The organism is Undibacterium sp. GrIS 1.2, from assembly GCF_040544435.1.
GTDB lineage: Bacteria > Pseudomonadota > Gammaproteobacteria > Burkholderiales > Burkholderiaceae_D > Undibacterium.
In genome coordinates, this window is sequence record NZ_JBEONP010000033.1 from 35,323 (window position 1) to 57,599 (window position 22,277).

General features: G+C 48.0%; 21 protein-coding genes. 6 read left to right on the forward strand and 15 right to left on the reverse strand.

From position 1 onward, the window contains the following. The first annotated feature begins 40 nt into the window (after window positions 1–40). A complete protein-coding gene (locus AAKU61_RS14735; RefSeq protein ID WP_354333411.1) occupies window positions 41–1,078 on the forward strand; it encodes a porin in 1,038 nt (345 codons plus the stop codon). A 118-nt stretch (window positions 1,079–1,196) separates the two neighbouring features. Here the strand turns inward: AAKU61_RS14735 and AAKU61_RS14740 are convergent, their stop codons facing one another. The 8 genes from AAKU61_RS14740 to dusB all read right to left on the reverse strand — a co-directional run bounded on the left by AAKU61_RS14740 (window position 1,197) and on the right by dusB (window position 8,726). Beyond that, window positions 1,197–1,871 (reverse strand): glutathione S-transferase family protein, encoded by a 675-nt coding sequence (locus AAKU61_RS14740; RefSeq protein ID WP_354333413.1) that lies wholly within the window; start codon window positions 1,869–1,871, stop codon window positions 1,197–1,199. Between the two features lie 7 nt (window positions 1,872–1,878). Beyond that, window positions 1,879–2,709 (reverse strand): 2-keto-4-pentenoate hydratase, encoded by an 831-nt coding sequence (locus tag AAKU61_RS14745; RefSeq protein ID WP_354333415.1) that lies wholly within the window; start codon window positions 2,707–2,709, stop codon window positions 1,879–1,881. A gap of 602 nt (window positions 2,710–3,311) precedes the next feature. Continuing rightward, window positions 3,312–4,385, reverse strand: coding sequence for a Holliday junction branch migration DNA helicase RuvB (gene ruvB, locus AAKU61_RS14750; RefSeq protein ID WP_322120171.1), 1,074 nt, complete (start codon window positions 4,383–4,385; stop codon window positions 3,312–3,314). Between the two features lie 6 nt (window positions 4,386–4,391). Further along, window positions 4,392–4,973, reverse strand: coding sequence for a Holliday junction branch migration protein RuvA (gene ruvA / locus AAKU61_RS14755; protein ID WP_322120170.1), 582 nt, complete (start codon window positions 4,971–4,973; stop codon window positions 4,392–4,394). Between the two features lie 102 nt (window positions 4,974–5,075). Beyond that, complete coding sequence (ruvC, locus tag AAKU61_RS14760) at window positions 5,076–5,618, reverse strand: crossover junction endodeoxyribonuclease RuvC (protein ID WP_354333446.1); 543 nt, start codon at window positions 5,616–5,618, stop codon at window positions 5,076–5,078. An 87-nt stretch (window positions 5,619–5,705) separates the two neighbouring features. Further along, complete coding sequence (gene purH, locus AAKU61_RS14765; RefSeq protein WP_354333418.1) at window positions 5,706–7,271, reverse strand: bifunctional phosphoribosylaminoimidazolecarboxamide formyltransferase/IMP cyclohydrolase; 1,566 nt, start codon at window positions 7,269–7,271, stop codon at window positions 5,706–5,708. A 97-nt stretch (window positions 7,272–7,368) separates the two neighbouring features. Then, window positions 7,369–7,602 carry a helix-turn-helix domain-containing protein gene (locus AAKU61_RS14770; protein WP_322120168.1) on the reverse strand — a complete coding sequence of 78 codons (234 nt, stop codon included), beginning with the start codon at window positions 7,600–7,602 and terminating at the stop codon, window positions 7,369–7,371. A gap of 113 nt (window positions 7,603–7,715) precedes the next feature. Continuing rightward, window positions 7,716–8,726 (reverse strand): tRNA dihydrouridine synthase DusB, encoded by a 1,011-nt coding sequence (gene dusB / locus AAKU61_RS14775; protein WP_354333420.1) that lies wholly within the window; start codon window positions 8,724–8,726, stop codon window positions 7,716–7,718. A gap of 417 nt (window positions 8,727–9,143) precedes the next feature. Between dusB and AAKU61_RS14780 the strand changes: the two genes are divergently transcribed. Together AAKU61_RS14780 and AAKU61_RS14785 are read left to right on the forward strand one after the other, a co-directional pair. Beyond that, window positions 9,144–10,508: an NAD(P)/FAD-dependent oxidoreductase gene (locus AAKU61_RS14780; RefSeq protein WP_354333422.1), complete on the forward strand. Its 1,365-nt coding sequence runs from the start codon at window positions 9,144–9,146 to the stop codon at window positions 10,506–10,508. Between the two features lie 231 nt (window positions 10,509–10,739). Further along, on the forward strand, window positions 10,740–13,550 hold the full coding sequence (locus AAKU61_RS14785) for a M16 family metallopeptidase (protein WP_354333424.1): 2,811 nt from the start codon (window positions 10,740–10,742) through the stop codon (window positions 13,548–13,550). A 231-nt stretch (window positions 13,551–13,781) separates the two neighbouring features. On the opposite strand, the gene trpC is transcribed toward AAKU61_RS14785, so the two are convergent. The 6 genes from trpC to rpe all read right to left on the reverse strand — a co-directional run bounded on the left by trpC (window position 13,782) and on the right by rpe (window position 19,365). After that, window positions 13,782–14,582: an indole-3-glycerol phosphate synthase TrpC gene (gene trpC, locus AAKU61_RS14790; RefSeq protein WP_354333426.1), complete on the reverse strand. Its 801-nt coding sequence runs from the start codon at window positions 14,580–14,582 to the stop codon at window positions 13,782–13,784. 2 nt (window positions 14,583–14,584) lie between these two features. After that, window positions 14,585–15,622: an anthranilate phosphoribosyltransferase gene (gene trpD / locus AAKU61_RS14795; RefSeq protein ID WP_354333428.1), complete on the reverse strand. Its 1,038-nt coding sequence runs from the start codon at window positions 15,620–15,622 to the stop codon at window positions 14,585–14,587. Between the two features lies 1 nt (window position 15,623). Next, window positions 15,624–16,190 carry an anthranilate synthase component II gene (locus AAKU61_RS14800; RefSeq protein ID WP_354333430.1) on the reverse strand — a complete coding sequence of 189 codons (567 nt, stop codon included), beginning with the start codon at window positions 16,188–16,190 and terminating at the stop codon, window positions 15,624–15,626. Continuing rightward, window positions 16,191–17,687, reverse strand: a complete 1,497-nt coding sequence (gene trpE / locus AAKU61_RS14805; protein WP_354333432.1) for an anthranilate synthase component I — start codon at window positions 17,685–17,687, stop codon at window positions 16,191–16,193. It lies immediately after the preceding gene. A 244-nt stretch (window positions 17,688–17,931) separates the two neighbouring features. Further along, window positions 17,932–18,603 (reverse strand): phosphoglycolate phosphatase, encoded by a 672-nt coding sequence (locus AAKU61_RS14810; RefSeq protein WP_354333434.1) that lies wholly within the window; start codon window positions 18,601–18,603, stop codon window positions 17,932–17,934. Window positions 18,604–18,699: 96 nt separating this feature from the next. Then, window positions 18,700–19,365 carry a ribulose-phosphate 3-epimerase gene (gene rpe, locus AAKU61_RS14815; RefSeq protein ID WP_354333436.1) on the reverse strand — a complete coding sequence of 222 codons (666 nt, stop codon included), beginning with the start codon at window positions 19,363–19,365 and terminating at the stop codon, window positions 18,700–18,702. 179 nt (window positions 19,366–19,544) lie between these two features. Between rpe and apaG the strand changes: the two genes are divergently transcribed. Further along, window positions 19,545–19,919, forward strand: coding sequence for a Co2+/Mg2+ efflux facilitator ApaG/CorD (apaG, locus tag AAKU61_RS14820; RefSeq protein ID WP_354333438.1), 375 nt, complete (start codon window positions 19,545–19,547; stop codon window positions 19,917–19,919). Window positions 19,920–19,921: 2 nt separating this feature from the next. Here the strand turns inward: apaG and AAKU61_RS14825 are convergent, their stop codons facing one another. Next, window positions 19,922–20,092: a hypothetical protein gene (locus AAKU61_RS14825; protein WP_354333440.1), complete on the reverse strand. Its 171-nt coding sequence runs from the start codon at window positions 20,090–20,092 to the stop codon at window positions 19,922–19,924. A gap of 12 nt (window positions 20,093–20,104) precedes the next feature. Here AAKU61_RS14825 and mltA point away from each other — a divergent pair, with 12 nt between their 5' ends. Together mltA and AAKU61_RS14835 are read left to right on the forward strand one after the other, a co-directional pair. Then, window positions 20,105–21,301, forward strand: a complete 1,197-nt coding sequence (gene mltA / locus AAKU61_RS14830) for a murein transglycosylase A (protein WP_354333442.1) — start codon at window positions 20,105–20,107, stop codon at window positions 21,299–21,301. Window positions 21,302–21,340: 39 nt separating this feature from the next. Beyond that, window positions 21,341–22,117 (forward strand): enoyl-CoA hydratase, encoded by a 777-nt coding sequence (locus tag AAKU61_RS14835; protein WP_354333444.1) that lies wholly within the window; start codon window positions 21,341–21,343, stop codon window positions 22,115–22,117. Window positions 22,118–22,277 lie beyond the last annotated feature (160 nt).

Below are 22,277 nucleotides of genomic sequence, written 5' to 3' on the forward strand. Positions count from 1 at the left end.
ATGTAGTTTGATTAATATTAAAACCCTTGGAGAAATATCAATGAAAAAATCATTATTAGCTCTGGCCGTTTTGGCAGCAGTTGCAGGTTCAGCACAAGCTCAATCTAATGTCACAATTTATGGTGTACTGGACATGGCTTTGCAAAACGAAAGTAACGGTGCAACTTCAAAAGGTCAAGGATCCATCACTTCCGTAGATAGTGGTGTTCAATCTGGTTCCCGTCTTGGTTTCAAAGGCAGTGAAGACTTAGGCGGTGGTCTAAAAGCTATTTTCAAACTTGAAATGGGCGTTAATGCCGACACCGGTTCATCCGCTCAAGGCGGATTAGCGTTTGGTCGTGCAGCTTGGGTAGGTTTAGCTGGTGATTTTGGTACGGTCAAATTAGGGCGTCAAAATAAGCCAATGTTTGACGCAGTTGATTCTATTGATCCATTCAGCACAGGTATCATTGGTGGTACTGCTGGTCAAAGTACTAGCGCTACCGGCTTGGGAAATCTATTTTTTGCTACAAACCCACGCTCAAACAATACTATTAACTATTCGACAAACAACATCAGTGGTTTCGCAGGATCGGTAGCCTACACGTTTGGTGAGCAAGCTGGTGATTCTTCTAAGCTCCGCGGCATTGGTCTGTCTGGTGGCTATGCTGCAGGTCCATTAAGTGCTGTCATCGCTTATCATAGTGATAACGATGCTAATGCGGTAGCAATTAAACACACATTTGTTGGCGCTACTTACGATTTCAGTATTGTAAAAGCAGCTTTGTCCTACGGCAAAGTTACATCCGATAACAATTTGGTTGATTACAAGTTGTGGAGTTTGGGTGGTACAGTTCCTGTCAGCGATGTTGCAGCAATTGTAGGCTCATACACTCGTGTAACAAACAATTTGGTGTCCTCTGATCAAACTGGAGGTCAACTGGGTCTGGGTTACACATATTCTTTGTCTAAACGTACTAACGTTTACACATCGATTTCCCGCATTTCAAATGACAAAAACTCTAACATCGGTGGTTTAGCTTATGCCAATGGTGCAACAGAGCGTTTGGTCAATGTAGGCGTTCGTCATCTGTTTTAAGATTTTGCAGACTTAGGTCTGCTTAGTTAGGTACAAAAAAAAGCACCTTCGGGTGCTTTTTTTAATGTTGAACAAATCTTCGTAGAGGTTTTTAAGTTGCGTAAAGTACTGGAGATGCTTAGCCCAGTAATTTGTAAGCACTGCCTTTTTCTAGGGCTCGTTTATATGATGGCATTGCATGTATGCGCTGCAGCCAAACCATTAATTTGGGATGACTTGTACTATTTAAGCCTCCGCGTGCAGCTGATGCTTCTAGTACGAAGCTCATTTGTATATCTGCAGCACTAAATTCGCTACCTGCGAACCAGCCAGTGCCAGAGATCTCTGTTTCCAGATAATTCAGATGGCGAGTGATTTGTGGTTGTATGAAACTGGTTTTTACTTTTTGCGCTATGCCACGGGCGATCGGCTTCACAAAAAATGGCATCGGACTTTGTTCTATCTTATCAAACACCAATTTCATTAAGAGGGGCGACATAGCTGAGCCTTCAGCAAAATGTAACCAGTAAATATAGCGCAAATAATCTTTGGAGTCGCGATCAGGAACCAGTCGTCCGTTGGAATAGCGATTGATCAAGTATTCAACAATCGCGCCGGATTCTGCAATCGTCAAATCATCGTCGGTAATCACTGGTGATTTACCCAGCGGATGTACCGCCAATAAGGATGCGGGTGCTAACATCGTCTGGGGATCGCGCTCATATCGCTTGATCTGGTACTCCACACCCAATTCTTCTAATAACCAGAGAATGCGTTGTGACCGGGAATTATTTAAGTGATGAACTATGATCATATTTACTTTAAACAAAAGAGACTGATAAGCCAGGTAGCGGCACTCCAGAGAACGCAGTAAACCAGGTTTCTCCTGGTAATACCGGGTAAGCATCAGTCCAACTGCCAGTCGTTATAATTTCTCCGGCGGTGAGCGGTGAGAATTGGGCTTGTGTTTTTAGTAATTGATGCAAATGCCAGATCGCATGAAGCGGACTATCCAGAACATTGCTACCGAAGCCTGCGCTACGCAAAGAGCCATCACAAGACAGAGAGACGCTCGCATTGGCTAGTACCGGGCCTAAATGGTGACGCGTCGCGCTCGACAGCATGCGCGGCTCGCCGATCAGCAAAGTGCCGTGCAAGCCGAAGGCGGCGATTGCGTCGGCGGCTTCAAATTTCCAATCAGGGTAGGGACTGACGACGATTTCTAAACCATGCGCCATCCATTCCAGGCAATCGGCCAGTTCATCCATCGTCGCATCGGCAGCAGGCGTGCGACCCAGCTTAAAAACCACTTCTGGTTCTACCCGCGGTTGCAGCGCACCTTTGAGGTCTTGCGATGTGTGGACGTCATCAAGATACCGTACTGTGCTGTCAAACAGAGTTGTCCAGATTGGCGCATGAATAGATTCTTTTTGTCCGTACTTTGACCACAATGTTCTGTTAGTGAACGCTAGTTTTCTGCCAACCGGAACTTCGCCTTCAGCAGTACGAATATTATCTAAGCTCTTAGCAATATCGTAGGCGTCCGCAATACTAATTGCGGAGTTTGATGAGATAGGAGCGAGAGTTCTGGCGTGAGCACGCGCATCCAGAAATTGTTGAGCATAGCGATCGGCTTGGGAGGACATCAGCATGATAGCGCCAAGTTTTTAGGGAGTCCTTATTGTGGGCGAGGAGCACTGAATTCGCAAGCTGCAAGCTACATGTGAGGCAAAAAAACTGAGGAATGCCTAGCTTACTGCGGTTCAGTGCGTACCACTTTTGCCAATGGGCAATATAGAGGGGGGGGGTATCTTTTGCAAAAAATTACCGAAGCTAAAAAAGCTACCTCAGGGCTTGCTCCAAATCACTCGATTAGTTTTATCACGACAATTTGGTTTAATGTCTACATTGCCCTGAGTATGCAGATTAGATGCTTAAGGGGTAAGAATTTGTAGTTAAATTTATCCTTGTCATCAGGCTTCACGTTAGTAATGAGTTCGATCAATAAATATATACTCGCTGGGTGTATATTTAATCGTTCAAGTATATCCTGCTCATTAGGCTTATTTTTATGAAAATTATGGGGAGTATATTAATTTAAGCACGAATTTGCTTGATTCGTACGCGCTGGCATGACGAGTCCAGCTCATTATTTTTAAGGGAGTCAAATACTTCATTTACTGGAATAACTTTTTTGCGACACGCCAGCTATCAAGCTTTTGCTCGGCTGAGCTAGCTAAAGTCTTAGTCGTATCTAACTTCCCCAAAGCTCACCATTAGGATTGGTTCTAGGTACTGCAACCCCAAAGTGCTCATAGGCTGATGGCGTTGCGATGCGTCCGCGAGGGGTGCGCTGCAAATAACCTTGCTGTATTAGATAAGGTTCTAACACGTCTTCGATCGTATCGCGCTCCTCGCCGATTGCTGCCGCCACATTGTCCAGGCCGACCGGGCCGCCGCCAAATTTAAATAAAATGGCTTCCAGTAATTTTCTGTCCATTACATCAAATCCGACGCTATCAACGTCCAGCATTTTGAGTGCCGCGTCGGCGATATTTTTGGTGATGTCGCCATTACCTTTTACTTCGGCATAATCTCTGACTCTGCGCAGCAGACGATTGGCGATACGCGGTGTGCCACGCGCACGTTTAGCGATTTCATACGCGCCATCGGGATTGATAGGGGCGTTAAGCAAAGATGCCGAGCGTGTCACGATGCGGGTTAATTCTTCTGCAGTATAAAATTCTAGGCGTGCCACGATGCCAAAACGGTCGCGCAAGGGGTTGGTCAACATGCCCGCACGGGTGGTTGCACCAACTAAGGTGAATGGCTGCAGATCCAGTTTAACCGAGCGTGCTGCGGGGCCTTCACCGATCATGATGTCGATCTGATAGTCTTCCAGCGCCGGGTATAAAATTTCTTCCACCACAGGCGACAAACGATGAATCTCGTCGATAAACAAGACGTCATTTGCTTCCAGATTGGTTAATAGAGCGGCTAAATCTCCTGCGCGCTCTAACACTGGGCCCGAGGTTTGACGTAAATTGACACCCATTTCACGCGCAATAATGTGTGCCAGTGTGGTTTTGCCTAAGCCTGGTGGACCGAATAGCAGCGTGTGATCGAGTGCTTCTTTTCGCTGTCTGGCAGCGGTGATAAAGATCTCTAGCTGACCGCGGATTTTTTCTTGTCCTACATACTCATCTAATTGTTTGGGACGAAGCGCTCGCTCGATCGCTTCTTCATTCGGTGATGCCGGTGTCGCCGCGATGATGCGGGTGTCGCTCAGGTTGTTCGTGCTACTGAAGTTGTCGGTTTGGATGCTCATGATGGATTAGCTTTTCGACAGAGATTTCAGGGCCAGCTTGATACCGTCAGAAACGCCGGTGCCAGCCGGTAAAGTCTTCAGCGCCAGCAAGGCTTCTTTGTCGGAGTAACCTAGCGCTAACAAGGCATTGAGTATGTCAGACTGATGGTCGTGCATTGCAATGCCGCCAGCACTGGCACCAATATCTGCACCCAACTTACCTTTGAGTTCCAGTAATAAACGCTCGGCAGTTTTTTTGCCTATGCCCGGGACGCGAGTTAGCCGGCTTGCTTCTTGTAAAGTAATCGCCTGCGCTAGATCACTGACTGACATGCCAGACAAAATGGATAGAGCAGTGCGTGCCCCAACACCACTGATTTTGATTAACTGCCGAAACGTGCTGCGTTCTTCTGCGCTGCCAAAGCCAAACAAAACATGCGCATCTTCGCGAATGGCAAGGTGCGTCAGCAAGACGACTTTCTCGCCTAGCGCAGGCAAGTTATAAAATGTACTCATTGGGACGTCAACGTCATAACCGACGCCCTGGCAGTCAACCAATAACTGAGGGGGATTTTTTTCGAGCAGAATACCTGCGATACGACCTATCATGGCAGCCCTTTTAGCTAGCTTAACTTGGAGGAAAATTGCAGCACAGAATTGCAGCGCATAATCACAACGCGCATTACTGTATAAATAAGCAGTAATGATAACCTATCCTATCAGGCGACCTGCACGTACTCGTAAGCCTTTTTTTGCTAAAGCGGGTGCAAGTTTGCTGAGCATCGCTAAAGTATCGCCGCTGTGCGCATGACAAATCGCAACACCCAATGCATCCGCCGCATCAGTGCTAGGCATGCCGGATAAGCTCAACAGCCGTTGCACCATATCTTGTACTTGTTCTTTTTTTGCTTTGCCATGACCGACCACGCCTTGCTTGACTTGCAGCGCCGTATATTCCGCTACGGTGAGGTCAGCGCTCACTAAAGCGCAGATCGCCGCTCCGCGTGCTTGTCCTAGTAACAGCGTTGACTGGGGATTGACATTGACGAAGACTTTTTCTACCGCTGCGCAATCGGGCTGGTAGGTTTTAATGATTTCAGAAACGCCGAGCAAAATGGTTTTGAGGCGTTCTGGCAAGGATTCATCTGCCGTTTTAATCGTACCGGAGGCGATGTAAGTTAACTTGTTACCTTGTTTATCGATGACGCCAAAGCCGGTAGTGCGCAGGCCAGGGTCGATGCCGAGAATTTTCATCGCGGCACCTCCAAAAATCGATCGCATGACAACCTTCTAATGACGACGTGCAAGGGATGATTTTTGAAGGGATGCATGAATGCCGTATTAATGACGGAAATGACGTATGCCAGTGTAAATCATGACAACACCGCGTTCGTCCGCCGCATCAATGACTTCCCGATCACGCATAGAGCCGCCTGGATGAATCACGCAGGTGGCACCCGCATCGACCACTACATCAAGGCCATCGCGGAACGGGAAAAACGCGTCGGATGCTACTGCTGAACCGGTCAGCGTCAAGCCAGCATTTTGTGCTTTGATCGATGCAATACGCGCAGAATCAATACGGCTCATCTGACCAGCACCAACGCCGAGTGTCATGCCATTGCCACAGAAGACGATGGCATTTGATTTCACAAATTTGGCAACGCGCCATGCAAACATCATATCTGCCATTTGTTGTGGTGTCGGTTGTAGTTTTGAGACTACCCGCAATTCTTCTGGCGTGACATTTTTAGAATCAGGTGCCTGTACCAGCAGGCCGCCACCAACTCGTTTCAGGTCGTAGGTATTGATGCCCTTGCCCAAAGAAATTTCCAGCAAACGCACGTTTTGTTTTGCCGCAAAAATTTGCTTTGCTTCGGCGGTGAATGACGGTGCGATCAGGACTTCAACAAACTGTTTGGCAACAATCTCAGCCGCCTTACCGTCAAGTTCGCGGTTGAAGGCGATAATGCCGCCGAACGCGGAAGTCGGGTCCGTTTGCAAAGCTTTGCTATAGGCTTCAAATGGAGTCGCACCTAAGGCAACGCCGCACGGGTTTGCATGTTTGACGATCACGCAAGCGGATTCCGCGAAGGATTTGACGCATTCCCAAGCGGCATCTGCATCAGCGATATTGTTGTACGACAGTTCTTTGCCTTGCAATTGCGTGTAATTCGCCAGTGACCCATCCAGGCTAATCAGATCGCGGTAGAACGCAGCGGACTGATGCGGATTTTCGCCGTAACGCATTTCCTGTACTTTTTCAAAATGCAGGTTCAGCGTTTGTGGATAGCTGCTGCGAGTCGCATGCGCTTTATCTTCGCCGAGACTAGTCAGATAATTGGTGATCGCGCCATCGTATTGTGCGGTATGCGCAAATACCTTTTTCGCTAACATGAATTTAGTATTATAGCTGACGACGTTTTGATTTGCGGTCATTTCATCTAGTACGACCTGGTAGTCGCTAGGATCAACGATCACCACAACATCTTTATGATTCTTGGCGGACGAGCGCAACATCGTTGGACCACCGATATCGATATTTTCAATCGCGTCTTCCAAAGAACATTCGCCTTTGGCAACGGTTTGCTGGAACGGGTACAGATTGACGACCACCATATCGATGGTCGGAATACCATGCTTTTCTAATGCTGCTACATGCTCCGGAAAATCACGCCGCGCCAGAATTCCGCCATGGACTTTCGGATGTAAAGTCTTTACACGACCATCCAGCATTTCAGGGAAACCGGTGTAGTCAGCAACCTCAGTTACTGGCAAGCCGTTGTCAGCCAATAATTTTGCCGTACCACCGGTGGACAATAACTTGACACCCATGCCGGACAGCGCACGTGCGAACTCAAGAATGCCGGTCTTGTCGGAGACGGAGATGAGAGCTTGTTTGATCATGATAAGGAGCTAAGGAGCTTGTGAAGTGGAAGAATTCGGTAGCAAAAACAGATCAGGCGTTGCAACATCTGCCCACGCCTTTGGTGCTAGCTGGCTATTACAGCAAGCCGTGTTGCTGTAACTTTTTACGTAAAGTATTGCGATTGATGCCCAGCATATCTGCTGCTTGTGATTGATTGCTTTCCGCTCGGGTCATGACCATTTCTAACATTGGTTTTTCTACAGCCAACACGACCATATCGTAAATATTGGAAGCAGGTTGTTCGCCCAGATCACGGAAGTATTTTTCCAGATTTTTGTGAACGGCTTCTTGAATGCTATCTTTGCTCATGCTTTTAATTTTCTATCAGTGCTTGTTTGACTTATTCTTGTTGAATACGTTTTTTCTTAAATTCCTACTGCTTCTCTTTCGCTTTTGACGAAGATGAAAACAGAAAAAATTAACTACGCTGCCAACTTTTCTTCGGAGGGGCGGTATTGTAACCGCTCGCTGGTCTGACGATCAAAAAACATTTTTACTGCATCTAACTGGTCTTCGCATGAGGTCAATAAATTCATCTCTTGACGAAAATCTTCTCCACCAACTAAATCTTGTACGTACCAACCTATATGTTTGCGCGCCGTTCTTACTCCCATAAACTCACCATAGAAAGCGTAATGAGCGCGTAAATGTGCATCCATCAAACGACTGACTTCCGACACCATCGGGGCGGGTAAATAAGTGCCGGTTTTCAGGAAGTGTTCGATCTCGCGGAATATCCACGGTCGTCCTTGTGCGGCGCGGCCTATCATGATCGCGTCTGCACCTGTCACCTGTAAAACATACTTGGCTTTTTCTGGTGTCGTGATATCGCCGTTGGCAACTACCGGAATATTGACCGCTGCTTTGACGGCGGCGATAGTCTCGTATTCTGCATCACCTTTATAGCCGTCTGCACGAGTACGCCCATGCAGCGTCAGCATGGCGATCCCTGCAGATTCAGCAATGCGTGCGATATTCAAGGCATTTTTATTGGCTCTGTCCCAGCCAGTACGAAACTTCAGCGTGACCGGCACATCGACCGCATTGACAACCGCTTCTAAAATCGTAGCGACCAGTTTTTCATTTTGTAGCAGAGCCGAACCGCACCAGGCGTTACAGACTTTTTTGACTGGGCAACCCATATTGATATCAATAATCTGCGCACCTCTGTCCACATTATGCTTGGCACATTCCGCTAGCATAGTCGGATCTGCTCCGGCAATCTGAACGGCTTTTGGCTCCATCTCACCTTCGTGATTGGTGCGGCGCGAAGACTTCTCGGTATCCCACAACTTTGGATTAGACGCCGCCATTTCAGACACCGCATAACCAGCACCCAGTTCTTTGCAGAGCTGGCGAAACGGTCTGTCCGTCACGCCAGCCATGGGCGCGACAAAAAGATTATTCCGCAATTGATGGGGTCCGATTTGCATAGTAGAGATAATTTGGGGGTAGAGAGTAGCGAAAAGCCAAATCGCCAAGGAAAAGTATTCTACCTGAAATGTGCCTAAATAATTAGCAAAATACTTGACCTAAAATCAGAATATTTTTATCTATCTATGTTGACTTAATGATAGTTTGGTTTTCTGAATACTTCATAAAAACGGCCTTCGTCATTCTGTTTAAACGGCATAAAATTATAGAGATGCTAATTTGTAATTATCTTTGTGTATAGTTGTCGATAAATAGCAGCCTTGACTTACTTTGGCGTATCAATTTTTATCTGATCCTAATTTTCACCTGCGTATTGATCGCTCCTAAAGTTTTTTTTAAAGCCTATTTCATCACTGATTTCTAGTCGGTATTAATCAGTCAAGGATGAAATATGTTTTTAACTTTAAGGAGCTGCCGTGAGTACTATCCAAGGAAAGAGCAACACAGAAAATCAAGCAAAAAATCAAGCAGCCGGTTTGCATAAAATCACGATCGTCGGCGGCGGTGCAGGTGGTTTAGAGTTGGCGGTCAGGCTCGGTAAAAAATTAGGTAAAAAAAAGAAAGCAATCATCACTTTGATTGATGCCAGCCGCACCCATTTATGGAAGCCTCTATTGCATCAAGTCGCTGCAGGCACTTTGGACAGTCATGCGGACGAGCGCGAGTATTTCGCACTGGCGCGCTCGAATCATTTTGAGTTTCGCTTAGGGCGTATGGATGGTCTGAGCAGAGAGAAGAAAGAAATTTATCTCTCCGCGACCTGTGATGAAGATGGTAGTGAATTGCTGCCGCGTCAGGCGATTGCTTACGATAGTCTGGTGATTGCGTTAGGTAGCCAGACCAATGATTTTGGTACGCCGGGTGCGCGTGACAATAGCATCATGCTGGACTCGCTTCCCGCTGCAGAACGCTTCCACCAAAAGCTAGTCAATTGCTGCTTACGTGCGCAAACACAAGCGCGGCAATCCGGTGAAGGGCGCTTCACTGTAACGATCATCGGTGGCGGTGCCACGGGGGTGGAACTGGCTGCCGAACTGCACATGACGACTAAGATTTTATCTAGTTACGGACTGGTTAATTTTCATCCGGAAAAAGATTTAAAAATCGTCATCGTGGATGCGGCTCCGCGTTTGTTACAGATGCTGCCAGAGCGCTTATCCGACGCAGTTGCCCGCGAATTACGCAGTATCGCAGTAGAAGTGCATACCAACGAACGTGTGGTAGAAGTCACCAAAGAAGGTGTCAGCATGTCCAGCGGAAAATTTATCCCTAGTGGTATTGTTGTTTGGGCAGCTGGCATTAAAGCGCCAGAATTTTTAAAAGATCTGGACGGTCTGGAAAGCAACCGCATCAATCAGTTAGTCGTTCACCGGACTTTGCAAACCACACGTGATACATCGATTTTTGCGCTGGGTGATTGTTGCGCCTGCCCGCAAGGCGAGGGTTTGCCGACGGTCCCGCCCCGCGCCCAATCTGCGCATCAGCAAGCAAGTCTGCTGGCAGATTCTCTAAGCCGGATGTTGCAGGGAAAATCGCTAAAAGAGTTTACCTACAAAGATTATGGTTCTCTGGTCTCATTAGGTAACTACACCACTGTCGGCAGTTTAATGGGCGCACTGGCAAATGGCTCGGTCTTCATTGAAGGTACTCTCGCCAAATGGATGTATTGGTCACTGCATAAGAACCACCAAGTTGCTGTCAATGGCTTGTTTCATACATGGCTATCCACCTGGGCGGAAACAATTGATAGGGTGCGCAATCCTCGGATTAAATTACACTGATCTTAAAAAATCAGAAGTTCCCAGAAATAGCTTATCCAATATAAATGCGCCTCCCAGGCCAAAAAGTGCTGGGAAGGCGCATTTATATTGGACAGTGGTTTTGGGATTTTTAGAAACGCTGATTGAATTGCATTATTAGACAGCAGTATTCGACAATTCTTAAATCATGATTGCAAAAGCTTACGTTATGGCTTATTTTGCATCTTCGGTTCTTTTAAAGGAAAATTTTTCGTGAAATTGATTACTGCACTCATGCTCAGCGCCGGTATTTTGTCTCCAGGCCTCGCTTATTGCGCTACACCAGAAGATAGTGCGCCACAACCCAAAGTTAGTCGCGCTGCCGCCGTTAAAGTAACTTCGGTCGAAGGTATTACTGAATACCGCCTTGCCAACGGCATGCGCGTCTTGTTATTCCCGGATGCCAGCAAACCGACATTGACCACTAATATTATTTATATGGTTGGCTCACGTCATGAAAACTATGGCGAAACCGGTATGGCTCATTTGCTTGAGCACCTGATGTTTAAGCCAAGCGCTAATTTTGGTATTAAAAAAGGGACGAGAACACCGGTCGAAATTTTGAATTCCACAGGCGCACAATTTAACGGCACCACCTGGTATGACCGTACTAATTACTACGCTACTTTCCCCGCTAACGACGACAACTTGCGTCAGATGTTAGCGTTAGAAGCGGACCGTATGGTCAACGCGGCGATCGACCAAAATGATCTGTGGAATCCCAAGACCAATAAAGGCGAAATGACGGTCGTACGTAACGAGTTTGAAATGGGCGAAAGTGACCCGATCGGTGTCACGACTGAACGTATTCAGGCAGTTGCCTATGATTGGCATAATTACGGCAAATCGACCATCGGTGCGCGTTCAGATATTGAGCAAGTCAACATTCCTCGCCTGCGCGCTTTTTACAAAAATTACTATCAGCCAGACAATGCGGTACTGATGGTGGCAGGCCGTTTTGATGAAGCCAAAGTCTTGAAGCAAATCAATGATTTGTTTGGCCGTATTCCAAAACCAAATCGTATCTTACAACCAACTTACACAGCAGAGCCGACACAGGATGGCGAACGCGCTGTGACAGTACGTCGCAGCGGTGGCACGCAGTTTATCGGCGCTGGTTATCATGTTGCACCGTCGGGTCATCCAGATGCAGTCGCGCTGAATATTCTGGGACGTATTCTGATCGATGCGCCAAGCGGACGTTTGTATAAAGCCTTGATAGAAACCAAATTGGCAACTCGTCTGGAGTACGAAGGCGTCAGCAATCTTGAACCAGGCTTCCGCATCTTCGGTGCCGTTGTAGCGAAAGATGGCAATCTGGATCAGACTCAAGACGCGATGTTAAAAGTATTGGAAGACCTGAAGTCGCAACCAATTACCGATGCCGAGGTCACCCGCGCCAAGCAACAGATAGACAAGAGTATTGAATTGGCGACGGCAGACACAGCGCGCCTGACAGTCGCCTTGACAGAATCAATGGCTGCCGGTGATTGGCGCCTGTTCTTTTTGCAACGTGATCAGATGGAAAAAATGGATGCCGCAACAGTCCAGGCGGCCGCTATTAAATATCTGAAATCAACCAACCGTACTTTGGGTCGCTTTATCCCAACAGACACCGTTGATCGCACTGACGTGCCGGCTAAAACGGATGTGATGGCGATGGTCAAAGACTACACCGGTCGTGCAGTTGTCGCGCAGGGCGAGAGCTTTGATCCTAGTCCTGCCAATATCGAGGCACGTACCCAACGCTTTACGTTACCTGGCGGCTTGAAGGCAGCTTTGCTGTCCAAAAAAACTAAGGGTGCTACCGTCAGCGTCGTGATGCAATTGAATCTCGGCGCGGATGAAAGCCTCAAAGGTAAAACACAGGCAGGTGTATTCACTGCCAGCATGCTGATGAGCGGCACAGATCGTATGTCACGTGAGCAGATCAAAGACGCCTTCGATAAACTCAAAGCGCAGGTCAATATTGGTGGTACTGCTGAGCGTGTCACGGCGACAGCCACCACCACACGTGATAACTTGCCAGCGGCGCTTGATTTGCTAGCAGAGGTGTTGAAAAAATCTGCCTTCCCTGCCAAAGAATTCCAAGAGAAGCAACTGGAAGCAATCAATCGTGTAGAGCAAAGTATTCCAGAGCCACAAGCATTGGCATTCAATAGTATGTCTCGCCTGATCGACGCGACGCCTGCAGGCCATGTACGCCATGTCGGTAGCTTGCAGACACAATTGGCCGATACCAAAGCAGTCAAATTGGAAGAGATCAAAGCCTTCCACACAGCGTTTTATGGTGCGAATAATGCGACTGTTTCTGCCGTCGGTGATTTTGATGCGACAGCATTAAAAACGCAATTGACCAGCCTGTTTGATAACTGGAAATCGACTCAAAACTATGTGCGTATTCCTGCGTCTGTCAAACCGGTCGCTGGTGCCAAAGTCTCGTTGGAAACCCCAGACAAAGCGAATAGTTTTTTGATCGCTATTCAGCCTTTGCCAATCAAAGATGACTCAGAAAGTTACCCAGCCTTGTTAATGGCTAACCACATCTTGGGCGGTGGCGCACTGCATAGTCGTCTGGCCGACCGTATCCGTCAAAAAGAAGGCTTATCTTACGGCGTAGGCTCACAACTCAACGTACCAGCACGCGAACCCGCCGGACTCTGGTTGGCTTACGCCATCAGCGCGCCGCAAAACACCGCCAAAGTAGAAGCTGCATTGCGTGAAGAAGTGCAAAAAGCGCTGACGGATGGATTTACTGAAGATGAGTTAGCCGAAGCCAAAAAAGGCTGGAAGCAATCTGCAGAAGTAGTGCGCACGCAAGATTTACAACTGGCGCGTCGTCTGGCAAGTGACCTCAATATCGGTCGCACAATGATTTACGATAAAGACTTAGAGGCTAAAGTTGCAGCGTTGTCGTTAGCTAAAGTCAACGATGCTTTGCGCCAGAACCTGAAAACGGTCAATTTATCAGTGATCAGTGCAGGTGATTTTGCTAAAGTGGCGAAGGATGCTGCAGCGAAGTAATATTTTTTAAATTAGCGGTAAACAAAAGGCAGAACTCGTTGATGAGCTCTGCCTTTTTTATTGACTTGCTATGTTGGTGATCGCGGTGATTTGAAATCAGGCTTTGCTGGAGCGCGAGAGTTTTTTAAAATTCACAGAAGTTCTCAAAATTAATCGTCCAATGACTCTGCGCCTCGCAGGCCAAAAATACGCCAGAAGCCGCATTATCATTGGACAATCAAATTACATAATTTAGAAGAACAACTTCTGCAATTCCAGTCCCGGATTTTCTGCCCGCATAAATGCCTCTCCAACCAGGAAGCCGTGGACGTTGGCATCACGCATGCGTTTGACGTCGGCGCTGCCCATGATGCCCGATTCGGTGATGACTAATTTGTCTGACGAAATGCGTGGCAATAAACCGATCGTCGTATCCAGCGTCACATCAAAGGTGCGCAAGTTACGGTTGTTGATGCCTAATAAATTAGTATTCAGTTTTAATGCGGCGTCGAGTTCTTCACCGTCATGCACTTCTACCAGTACATCCATGCCTAGCTCATGCGCGCAGGCTTCGAGTTCTGCCATCAGGCCGTGATCGAGTGCCGATACAATCAATAGAATACAGTCCGCGCCCCAACTGCGAGCTTGATAGACCTGATAAGGATCAATCAGGAAGTCTTTGCGCAGAGCGGGAATGCTGCAAGCCGCCCGCGCTTGTTTTAAATAATCGGGTGCCCCCTGGAAGAACTGCTCATCAGTCAACACAGACAAGCAAGCTGCACCGTGGTCTGCGTAACTGAGCGCGATATCAGCAGGTTTAAAGTCGGCGCGAAGTATGCCTTTGGACGGTGAAGCTTTTTTTATTTCAGCAATTACACCTGCCTGACCAGCGCTGATTTTATTCCGCAAACTGGCTTCAAATCCGCGTATCGTTGCACGTGCTTCGGTATCGCTTTCGACTTCGTTACGCAGGCTAGCATACGATTGGTATTTTTTAGCAGCAGCGACTTCATCGACTTTGACCGCCAGAATTTTATTCAGAATATCTGACACGATTACGTCCCTTTACCTAGTCGCTGTGTGACCTGCACCAATTGCTCCAGCTTGGCGAGGGCGGCGCCGGAGGCGATAGCTGCCTGTGCTTTTTTGACGCCATCGGCGATGGAGTCGGCGATGCCCGCGCCGTACAGTGCGGCACCGGCATTCAGACTCACGATATCAGTCGCAGCCCCAGGTACGTTATGCATGACTTCCATAATTTTAGCTTTAGATTCTTCCGCACCAGATACTCTGAGCTGACGATTGGAGACCATGTTCAGACCAAAATCTTCTGGATGAATATCGTATTCGCGGACTTCGCCATTCACCAGTTCGCCAACCATAGTGGGGGCGCCGAGCGAAACTTCATCCATATTGTCGCGTCCCCACACCACCAGCGCATGTTGTGCACCGAGGCGTTGTAATACGCGGACTTGAATACCGACCAGATCGGGATGGAATACGCCCATCAAAATATTAGGTGCGCCAGCTGGATTGGTCAGCGGTCCGAGGATATTAAAAATCGTCCGCACGCCAAGTTCTTTGCGCACCGGCGCAGCGTGTTTCATCGCAGCGTGATGATTCGGTGCGAACATAAAGCCGATACCAGTTTGCGCGATGGATTGAGCAATTTGTTCTGGCTGCAAATTGATATTCACACCCAGCGATTCCAATACGTCTGCACTACCGGAGGATGACGATACGCTGCGACCACCATGCTTGGCGACACGCGCGCCTGCCGCAGCAGTCACAAACATCGATGCGGTAGAAATATTAAACGTATGAGCACCGTCGCCACCGGTGCCGACAATGTCGATCATATTTGTAGTGTTTGCCAGCGGGACTTTGGTGGAGAACTCGCGCATGACCTGCGCCGCTGCGGTGATTTCTCCTATGCTTTCTTTCTTCACCCGCAGACCCATGGTCAGTGCGGTGATCATCACAGGAGACATTTCGCCGCCCATGATTTTGCGGAACAGATATAGCATTTCGTCGTGAAAAATTTCACGGTGTTCGATCAATCGCGTCAACGCTTCTTGTTGGGAGATGGTCATCTTATTTTCCGATCAAAAAGTTTTTTAACAGCGCGTGACCATGTTCAGACAGAATTGATTCAGGATGGAATTGCACACCCTGCAAATCAAATTCCTTATGTCGCACGCCCATGATCTCGCCGTCCTCTGTCCAAGCGGTGACTTCCAGGCAGGCGGGTAAGCTTGAGCGTTCAATCGCCAGTGAGTGGTAGCGCGTGATGATGTACGGGCTAGGCAAATCGCTGAACACACCGACACCAGTGTGCGCAATCGGCGACGTTTTTCCATGCATCACCTGTTTAGCGCGAATGATCTTGCCACCGAAGGCGGCGCCGATACTTTGATGCCCAAGGCACACGCCAAGAATCGGAAGTTGCCCGGAAAAACGTTCGATCAAAGGCACCGAGATACCAGCCTCATGCGGTGTGCAAGGGCCGGGAGAAATACAGACGCGATCGGGTTTCATCGCGGCGATTTCATCTAGCGTGATTTCATCATTGCGATAGGTGCGGATCTCTTCGCCCAACTCAGCAAAATATTGCACCAGGTTGTAGGTGAAGGAATCGTAGTTGTCGATCATGAGTAACATTTATATCTCTCCATCTAGGCCATCTTGCACTTGTTCTGCCGCGCGTAAAACAGCGCGTGCTTTGTTTTCGGTTTCTTGCCATTCCATTTCTGGCACGGAGTCGGCGACGATTCCCGCAGCCGCCTGTACATGCAGCATGCCATCCTTTAAAACACCAGTACGTATAGCAATGGCCAAATCCATTTCACCACCGAAGGATAAGTAACCACAAGCGCCACCGTAAATGCCGCGTTTGGTCGGCTCTAGCTGATCGATCAGTTCCATGGCTCTGACCTTGGGCGCGCCGGATAAAGTGCCAGCAGGGAAGGTCGCTTTTAGCACATCAAGATTCGATAAGCCATCTTGCAGAATGCCTTCGACGTTGGAGACGATGTGCTGTACGTGGGAGTATTTTTCGATCACCATCTGGTCAGTCACTTTGACGCTGCCAGTTTTCGCGATACGGCCGACGTCGTTGCGTGCGAGGTCGATCAGCATGACGTGCTCGGCGATTTCTTTTGGATCTGCTAGTAATTCTTTGGCGAGTTGTGCGTCGAGTTCTGGCGTACTGCCGCGTGGTCGTGTACCTGCCAACGGGCGTATGGTGACTTTTTTATTGCCGTCACTGAGTTGTTCGTTACGCACCAAGATTTCTGGTGACGCACCGATGATTTGCATATCGCCAAAATTGTAGAAATACATGTACGGCGATGGATTCAGCGAGCGTAATGCGCGATACAGTGACAGCGGCGAATCGACATAAGGCTTACGTATACGCTGGCCGATTTGTACTTGCATCAGATCGCCAGCCATGACGTATTCTTTGGCTTTTTCGACGGCTTGCAGATAATCAGCTTTGGCGAAATCACGAATCGATTCTGTTCGGACTGATGCGGATGTGACGGGAGCATCAACACTACGGCGCAACATGGCGCGTAAATCGCGCAGACGTTGTCGGGCTTTCGACCAGGCTTCGGGCTGAGTCGGATCGGCATAGACGATTAAATACAATTTGCCAGACAGATTGTCGATCACGGCGAGTTCTTCTGTCACCAGCAATTGAATATCAGGCAAGCCGAGATCATCTTTTGGGGCGCTGTGTTCCAGTCGTTTTTCGACATAGCGCACCGCATCGTAGCCAAAATAGCCCGCTAGTCCTCCACAGAAGCGAGGCAATCCTGGACGCAGTGCCACCTTAAAGCGCGATTGGAATTCGGCGATGAATTCGAGCGGATTTCCCTCTACGGTTTCGATCACTTTACCGTCTTTGACGACTTCGCTGCGGTTGCCGTAGCTACGTATCAAGGTGTTGGCCGGCAGACCGATGAAGGAGTAGCGGCCAAAGCGCTCACCTCCCATCACCGATTCCAGCAGGAAGGTATTCTTGCCTGTGTTCTGGGTTTGTGCCAGTTTCAGATAGAGAGTTAAAGGCGTTTCCAGATCGGCGAACGCTTCCGCGATCATAGGAATACGGTTGTAGCCTTGCGCGGCCAGCGATTTAAATTCGAGTTCGGTCATGATGTGCTTTCAGCCGCCTCTATGCAATTCGAGGATGAAGGCGGATAAGACTGGATGGGAAAAACGGTTTCAGGCACATGCTCAAGGATATGGCGAGCAGACGCCTGCGCGGAATCAGGTAGATTGCCAGCGTCGCCATAGCCAGGCCTCAAAAGAGCCTAGTGTGATTGCGAAACGTTTTATAGTAAGAAACATTCTTAGGTGGTTGAACGTTAGGTGAATTCGGGTGAATCTTTATCGAATCTTATGTGGAAATTAATGTGGCCGCTTCCAATAAGTTTTGGACTATACCATCAGTGTCAATATTTTGTATAGCTTCGCCATGGTTGTAGCCGTAGGGTACATGCAACACCGGGCAACCCGCTGCACGTGCGGCTTGGGCGTCGTTAGAAGAGTCACCAATAGCCAGAACTTGCGCAGGAGGTAAATCAAAATCAGCACACACTTTTAGCAGCGCCATCGGATCGGGTTTTTTGCGCGGGAAAGAGTCGCCGCCATAGACGATCTCAAAATAGCTGGCTAAACCTTTCTTTAATAGCAGCGGCGTGGTGAAGTTGACGGGTTTATTAGTGACGCAAGCCATGCGTAATCCAAGGCTGCGCATGGCTGCTAATCCTTCAATTACGTTGGGATAGAGCTTGCTGTAGTCGCCGTTAATGGCAAGATAATGGCGCTGATAAGCAGCCATTGCTGCTTCAAAATGAGTGGCGATTTGCTCTTGATCAAAGCCCACCGCCAGTACTCTATGGATCAGATTCTCCGATCCTTTTCCGACAAAATTAGTAATGGTGGTGATGTCTAAGGGCGATAGTGATAGTTCGGCGCGCATCCGGTTAATCGCAACCAGAAAATCTGGCGCGGTATCGATCATGGTGCCATCAAGATCAATGATGACGGCTTTGATATTTTTCAGCATAAAATAGCGAAATGAGACGTCCAATCACTCTGCGGCTTTCAGCCCGATATTGGTCTGGGAGCCGCAGAATGATTGGACACTATGTTTTATAAATATTTACACTGTCGCCAATTCAGCGCGCATGGCATTGATGACTGCGGTGTAATCGGGTTTGCCGAAAATTGCAGAGCCCGCAACGAAGGTGTCGGCGCCCGCCCTGGCTATTTCAGCGATATTGTCGATTTTGACGCCGCCATCTACTTGCAACAAAATATTGCGGCCCGATTCATCAATCAGCCTTCTGACGGCAGCGATCTTTTTCAATGTGTGTGGAATAAAAGACTGGCCGCCAAAGCCGGGGTTGACGGACATCAACAAAATCAGATCCAGCTTGTCCATGACATTTTCTAAGACTTGCAAGGGTGTGGCGGGATTAAACACCAAACCTGCTTTGCAGCCACAATCACGGATTAATTGCAGGCTGCGGTCGATATGTTCTGAACCTTCGGGATGAAAGCTGATCAGATTTGCACCCGCTTTGGCAAAATCAGGAATAATGCGGTCAACGGGTTTTACCATCAGGTGCACATCAATCGGGACTTGCACATGAGGGCGAATCGCTTCGCAGATTAAAGGTCCTATCGTGAGATTTGGCACATAATGATTGTCCATAACGTCAAAATGAATCATGTCGGCGCCAGCGGCGACAACATTGCGGACTTCTTCACCCAAACGGGCAAAATCGGCGGAGAGGATGCTGGGAGCGATACGATAAATAGTCATGGCGTGAGTGTCATCAATAAGTATGCAGTTGGGATGCGCTATTTTACTCTGATGGCTCTCGCGATTTTGTAAGATGCGAACTTGCGTCAGGTTTATTAGGCCAGCCGGATGAAAACTGATGAGAACGTGTAAGCTGATCGCCTGAAAATCAACCAATCAAAAATTATTCAAAGAAAACTATGTCCGCTTACGAAATGAGTGTTTCCATCGTCACAGAATATGTTGCTGAGCAATCGAATCCTGATCACAACAGTTTTGTCTTTGCTTATAAAGTGACGATCAAAAATATTGGTACCGTGGCAGCGCAAGTGATCGCGCGCCATTGGATTATTACCGATGCCAATGATTATATTGAAGAGGTAAAGGGGCTAGGCGTTGTTGGCCATCAGCCATTTTTGCAGCCAGGACAAAGTTTTGAATACAGCAGCGGCAGTCAGTTAAAGACGCCACAGGGCAGCATGAAGGGGAGTTATTTTTGCGTAGCAGAAGATGCGCATCAGTTCGAGGTAGCGATTCCTGAATTTGTTTTATCTTTGCCGCGCACTTTACATTGACTTTAATTTTTTGATTCTGGTTCTGAGACTGTTGTTGATTCCGGTTCTAGCTCTGTTTTTTGTTCGACCTTTGTTGGGGGTGCATGAGGTCTTTGCCCCTGGAACATTGTCCACCAGACAATAAAAATTAATAAACACATCGCCAGACAAGCTTCTAATCCTAATAACCACATTTTGTTTTCCTCATGTTCAAACTTTCCGCCATTCTACCCCTGACCGCTGTTGCTGTATTGCTGGCAGCGTGCAACTCGACACCGATCAAAAAAGTACCTCTACCGGCGGTGACTACACCACCCGGTAGCGCTACTACCGTTGTTATCCCGCCTGTTGCGACCAAGCCTAGCGACTTATTTAAGCCAGTCAGTTTTAATGATGTGCCGGGGTGGCAGCAAGACAATCTGACCGAAGCCTGGCCAGCTTTTTTAAGTTCCTGTTCAGCGTTACGCCATAAACCGGAATGGAAAGAGCCTTGCACGATCGCTAAAGATGTCGATGGAAAAGATAACGGTGCCGTAAGGGTATTCTTCGAAGCATTTTTCACGCCGCATCAAGTGTTTAATCCAGATGGTACGAATGAAGGTTTAGTGACGGGGTATTACGAACCTTTATTGCGTGGTTCTCGAAAACGTGGCGGCGTCTATCAAACCCCGTTATATCGTACTCCGCCGGACTTGCTGACGATAGATTTGTCTAGCGTATATCCAGAGCTTAAAAATATGCGTCTGCGTGGTCGCTTGGTCGGGAATAAAGTGGTGCCTTATGCGTCCCGTGCGGATAGCCTCCCGGCTTTGGCTGGCAAAGAACTGGTTTGGGTTGACGATGCAATTGATGCTTTCTTTTTGCAAATCCAAGGTTCTGGTAGAGTAGTTTTAGAGGACAACAACGAGACTGTTCGTCTCGCTTATGCCGACCAGAATGGCTATCCTTATAAGTCGATAGGGCGCTATTTAGTCGATAAGGGTGAACTAAAATTAGAACAGGCTTCAGCCCAAGGGATTAAAGAGTGGTTAATAAAAAATCCGACCCGACAAGATGAATTGTTGAACGCCAATCCGAGCGTGGTATTTTTCAAAGAGGAAAAAATTGCTGATCCTAGTATCGGACCTAAAGGTGCTTTAGGTGTTCCTTTGATTGCGCAGCGATCTATTGCGATCGATGCGCAATTTTTACCGCTTGGCGCACCGGTATTCTTATCCACGACTCAGCCGAATAGCAGCAGGATTCTTCAGAAGCTGGTGATGGCACAAGATACTGGTGGTGCGATTCGTGGCGCCGTGCGGGCAGATTTTTTTTGGGGTTTTGGTAGCGAGGCAGGTGAACTTGCCGGTCGTATGAAGCAGCGCGGCATGCTTTGGTTACTATTACCTAAGTCAGTGAACTAATTTTTTCTCAAACTTTTCTCAAATAAATCAGGAGATTGTATGGAATACCAAAATATCATCGTTGAGACCAAGGATAAAGTCGGTGTCATTACTTTAAATCGGCCCAAGGCACTGAATGCTTTAAATGACCAATTGATGGACGAGTTAGGTTTTGCTTTAAAAGCGTTTGATAAAGACGAGGCCATTGGTTGTATTGTGATCACTGGTAGTGAGAAAGCTTTCGCTGCGGGTGCTGATATCGGTGCAATGGCGAATTACTCTTATATGGATGCTTATAAGAACGATTACATTACGCGCAATTGGGAGCAAATACGTCAAATTCGCAAACCGGTGATTGCAGCCGTAGCAGGTTATGCCCTGGGCGGTGGCTGTGAACTCGCAATGATGTGCGATTTTATTATTGCCGCTGAAAATGCTAAATTCGGTCAGCCGGAAATTAAGTTGGGGACTTTGCCTGGAGCTGGTGGAACCCAGAGACTGCCACGGGCGATTTCCAAATCTAAAGCGATGGACATGTGCTTGACTGCGCGGATGATGGATGCGGCTGAAGCGGAGCGTGCGGGCTTGGTCTCTCGTATCGTACCGCTGGATAAATTATTGGAAGAGGCATTGGCAGCGGCAACCGTGATCGCCTCAATGTCTTTGCCGATCGTGATGATGGTAAAGGATTCCGTCAATCGCGCTTATGAAACAACGCTGGCAGAAGGTGTGCAATATGAGCGCCGTTTGTTTCATAGTAGCTTCGGTACGGAAGACCAGAAAGAAGGAATGAAAGCTTTTATAGAAAAGCGTCCAGCCAACTTTAAGAATCAGTAAGCCATTCTATTAATTCAAACGATTTATAAAATATGAATGGAAAGCGCTTGCCAAAGGGAGGGTAGGTTTGCTATAGTTCGGCTCCCGTCGAGAGGCGGGGAAGTAGAGGTAAGAAAGATAGTGAAACACAAGAAGTGAGTACGGAGTTTGAAGGCAGAGA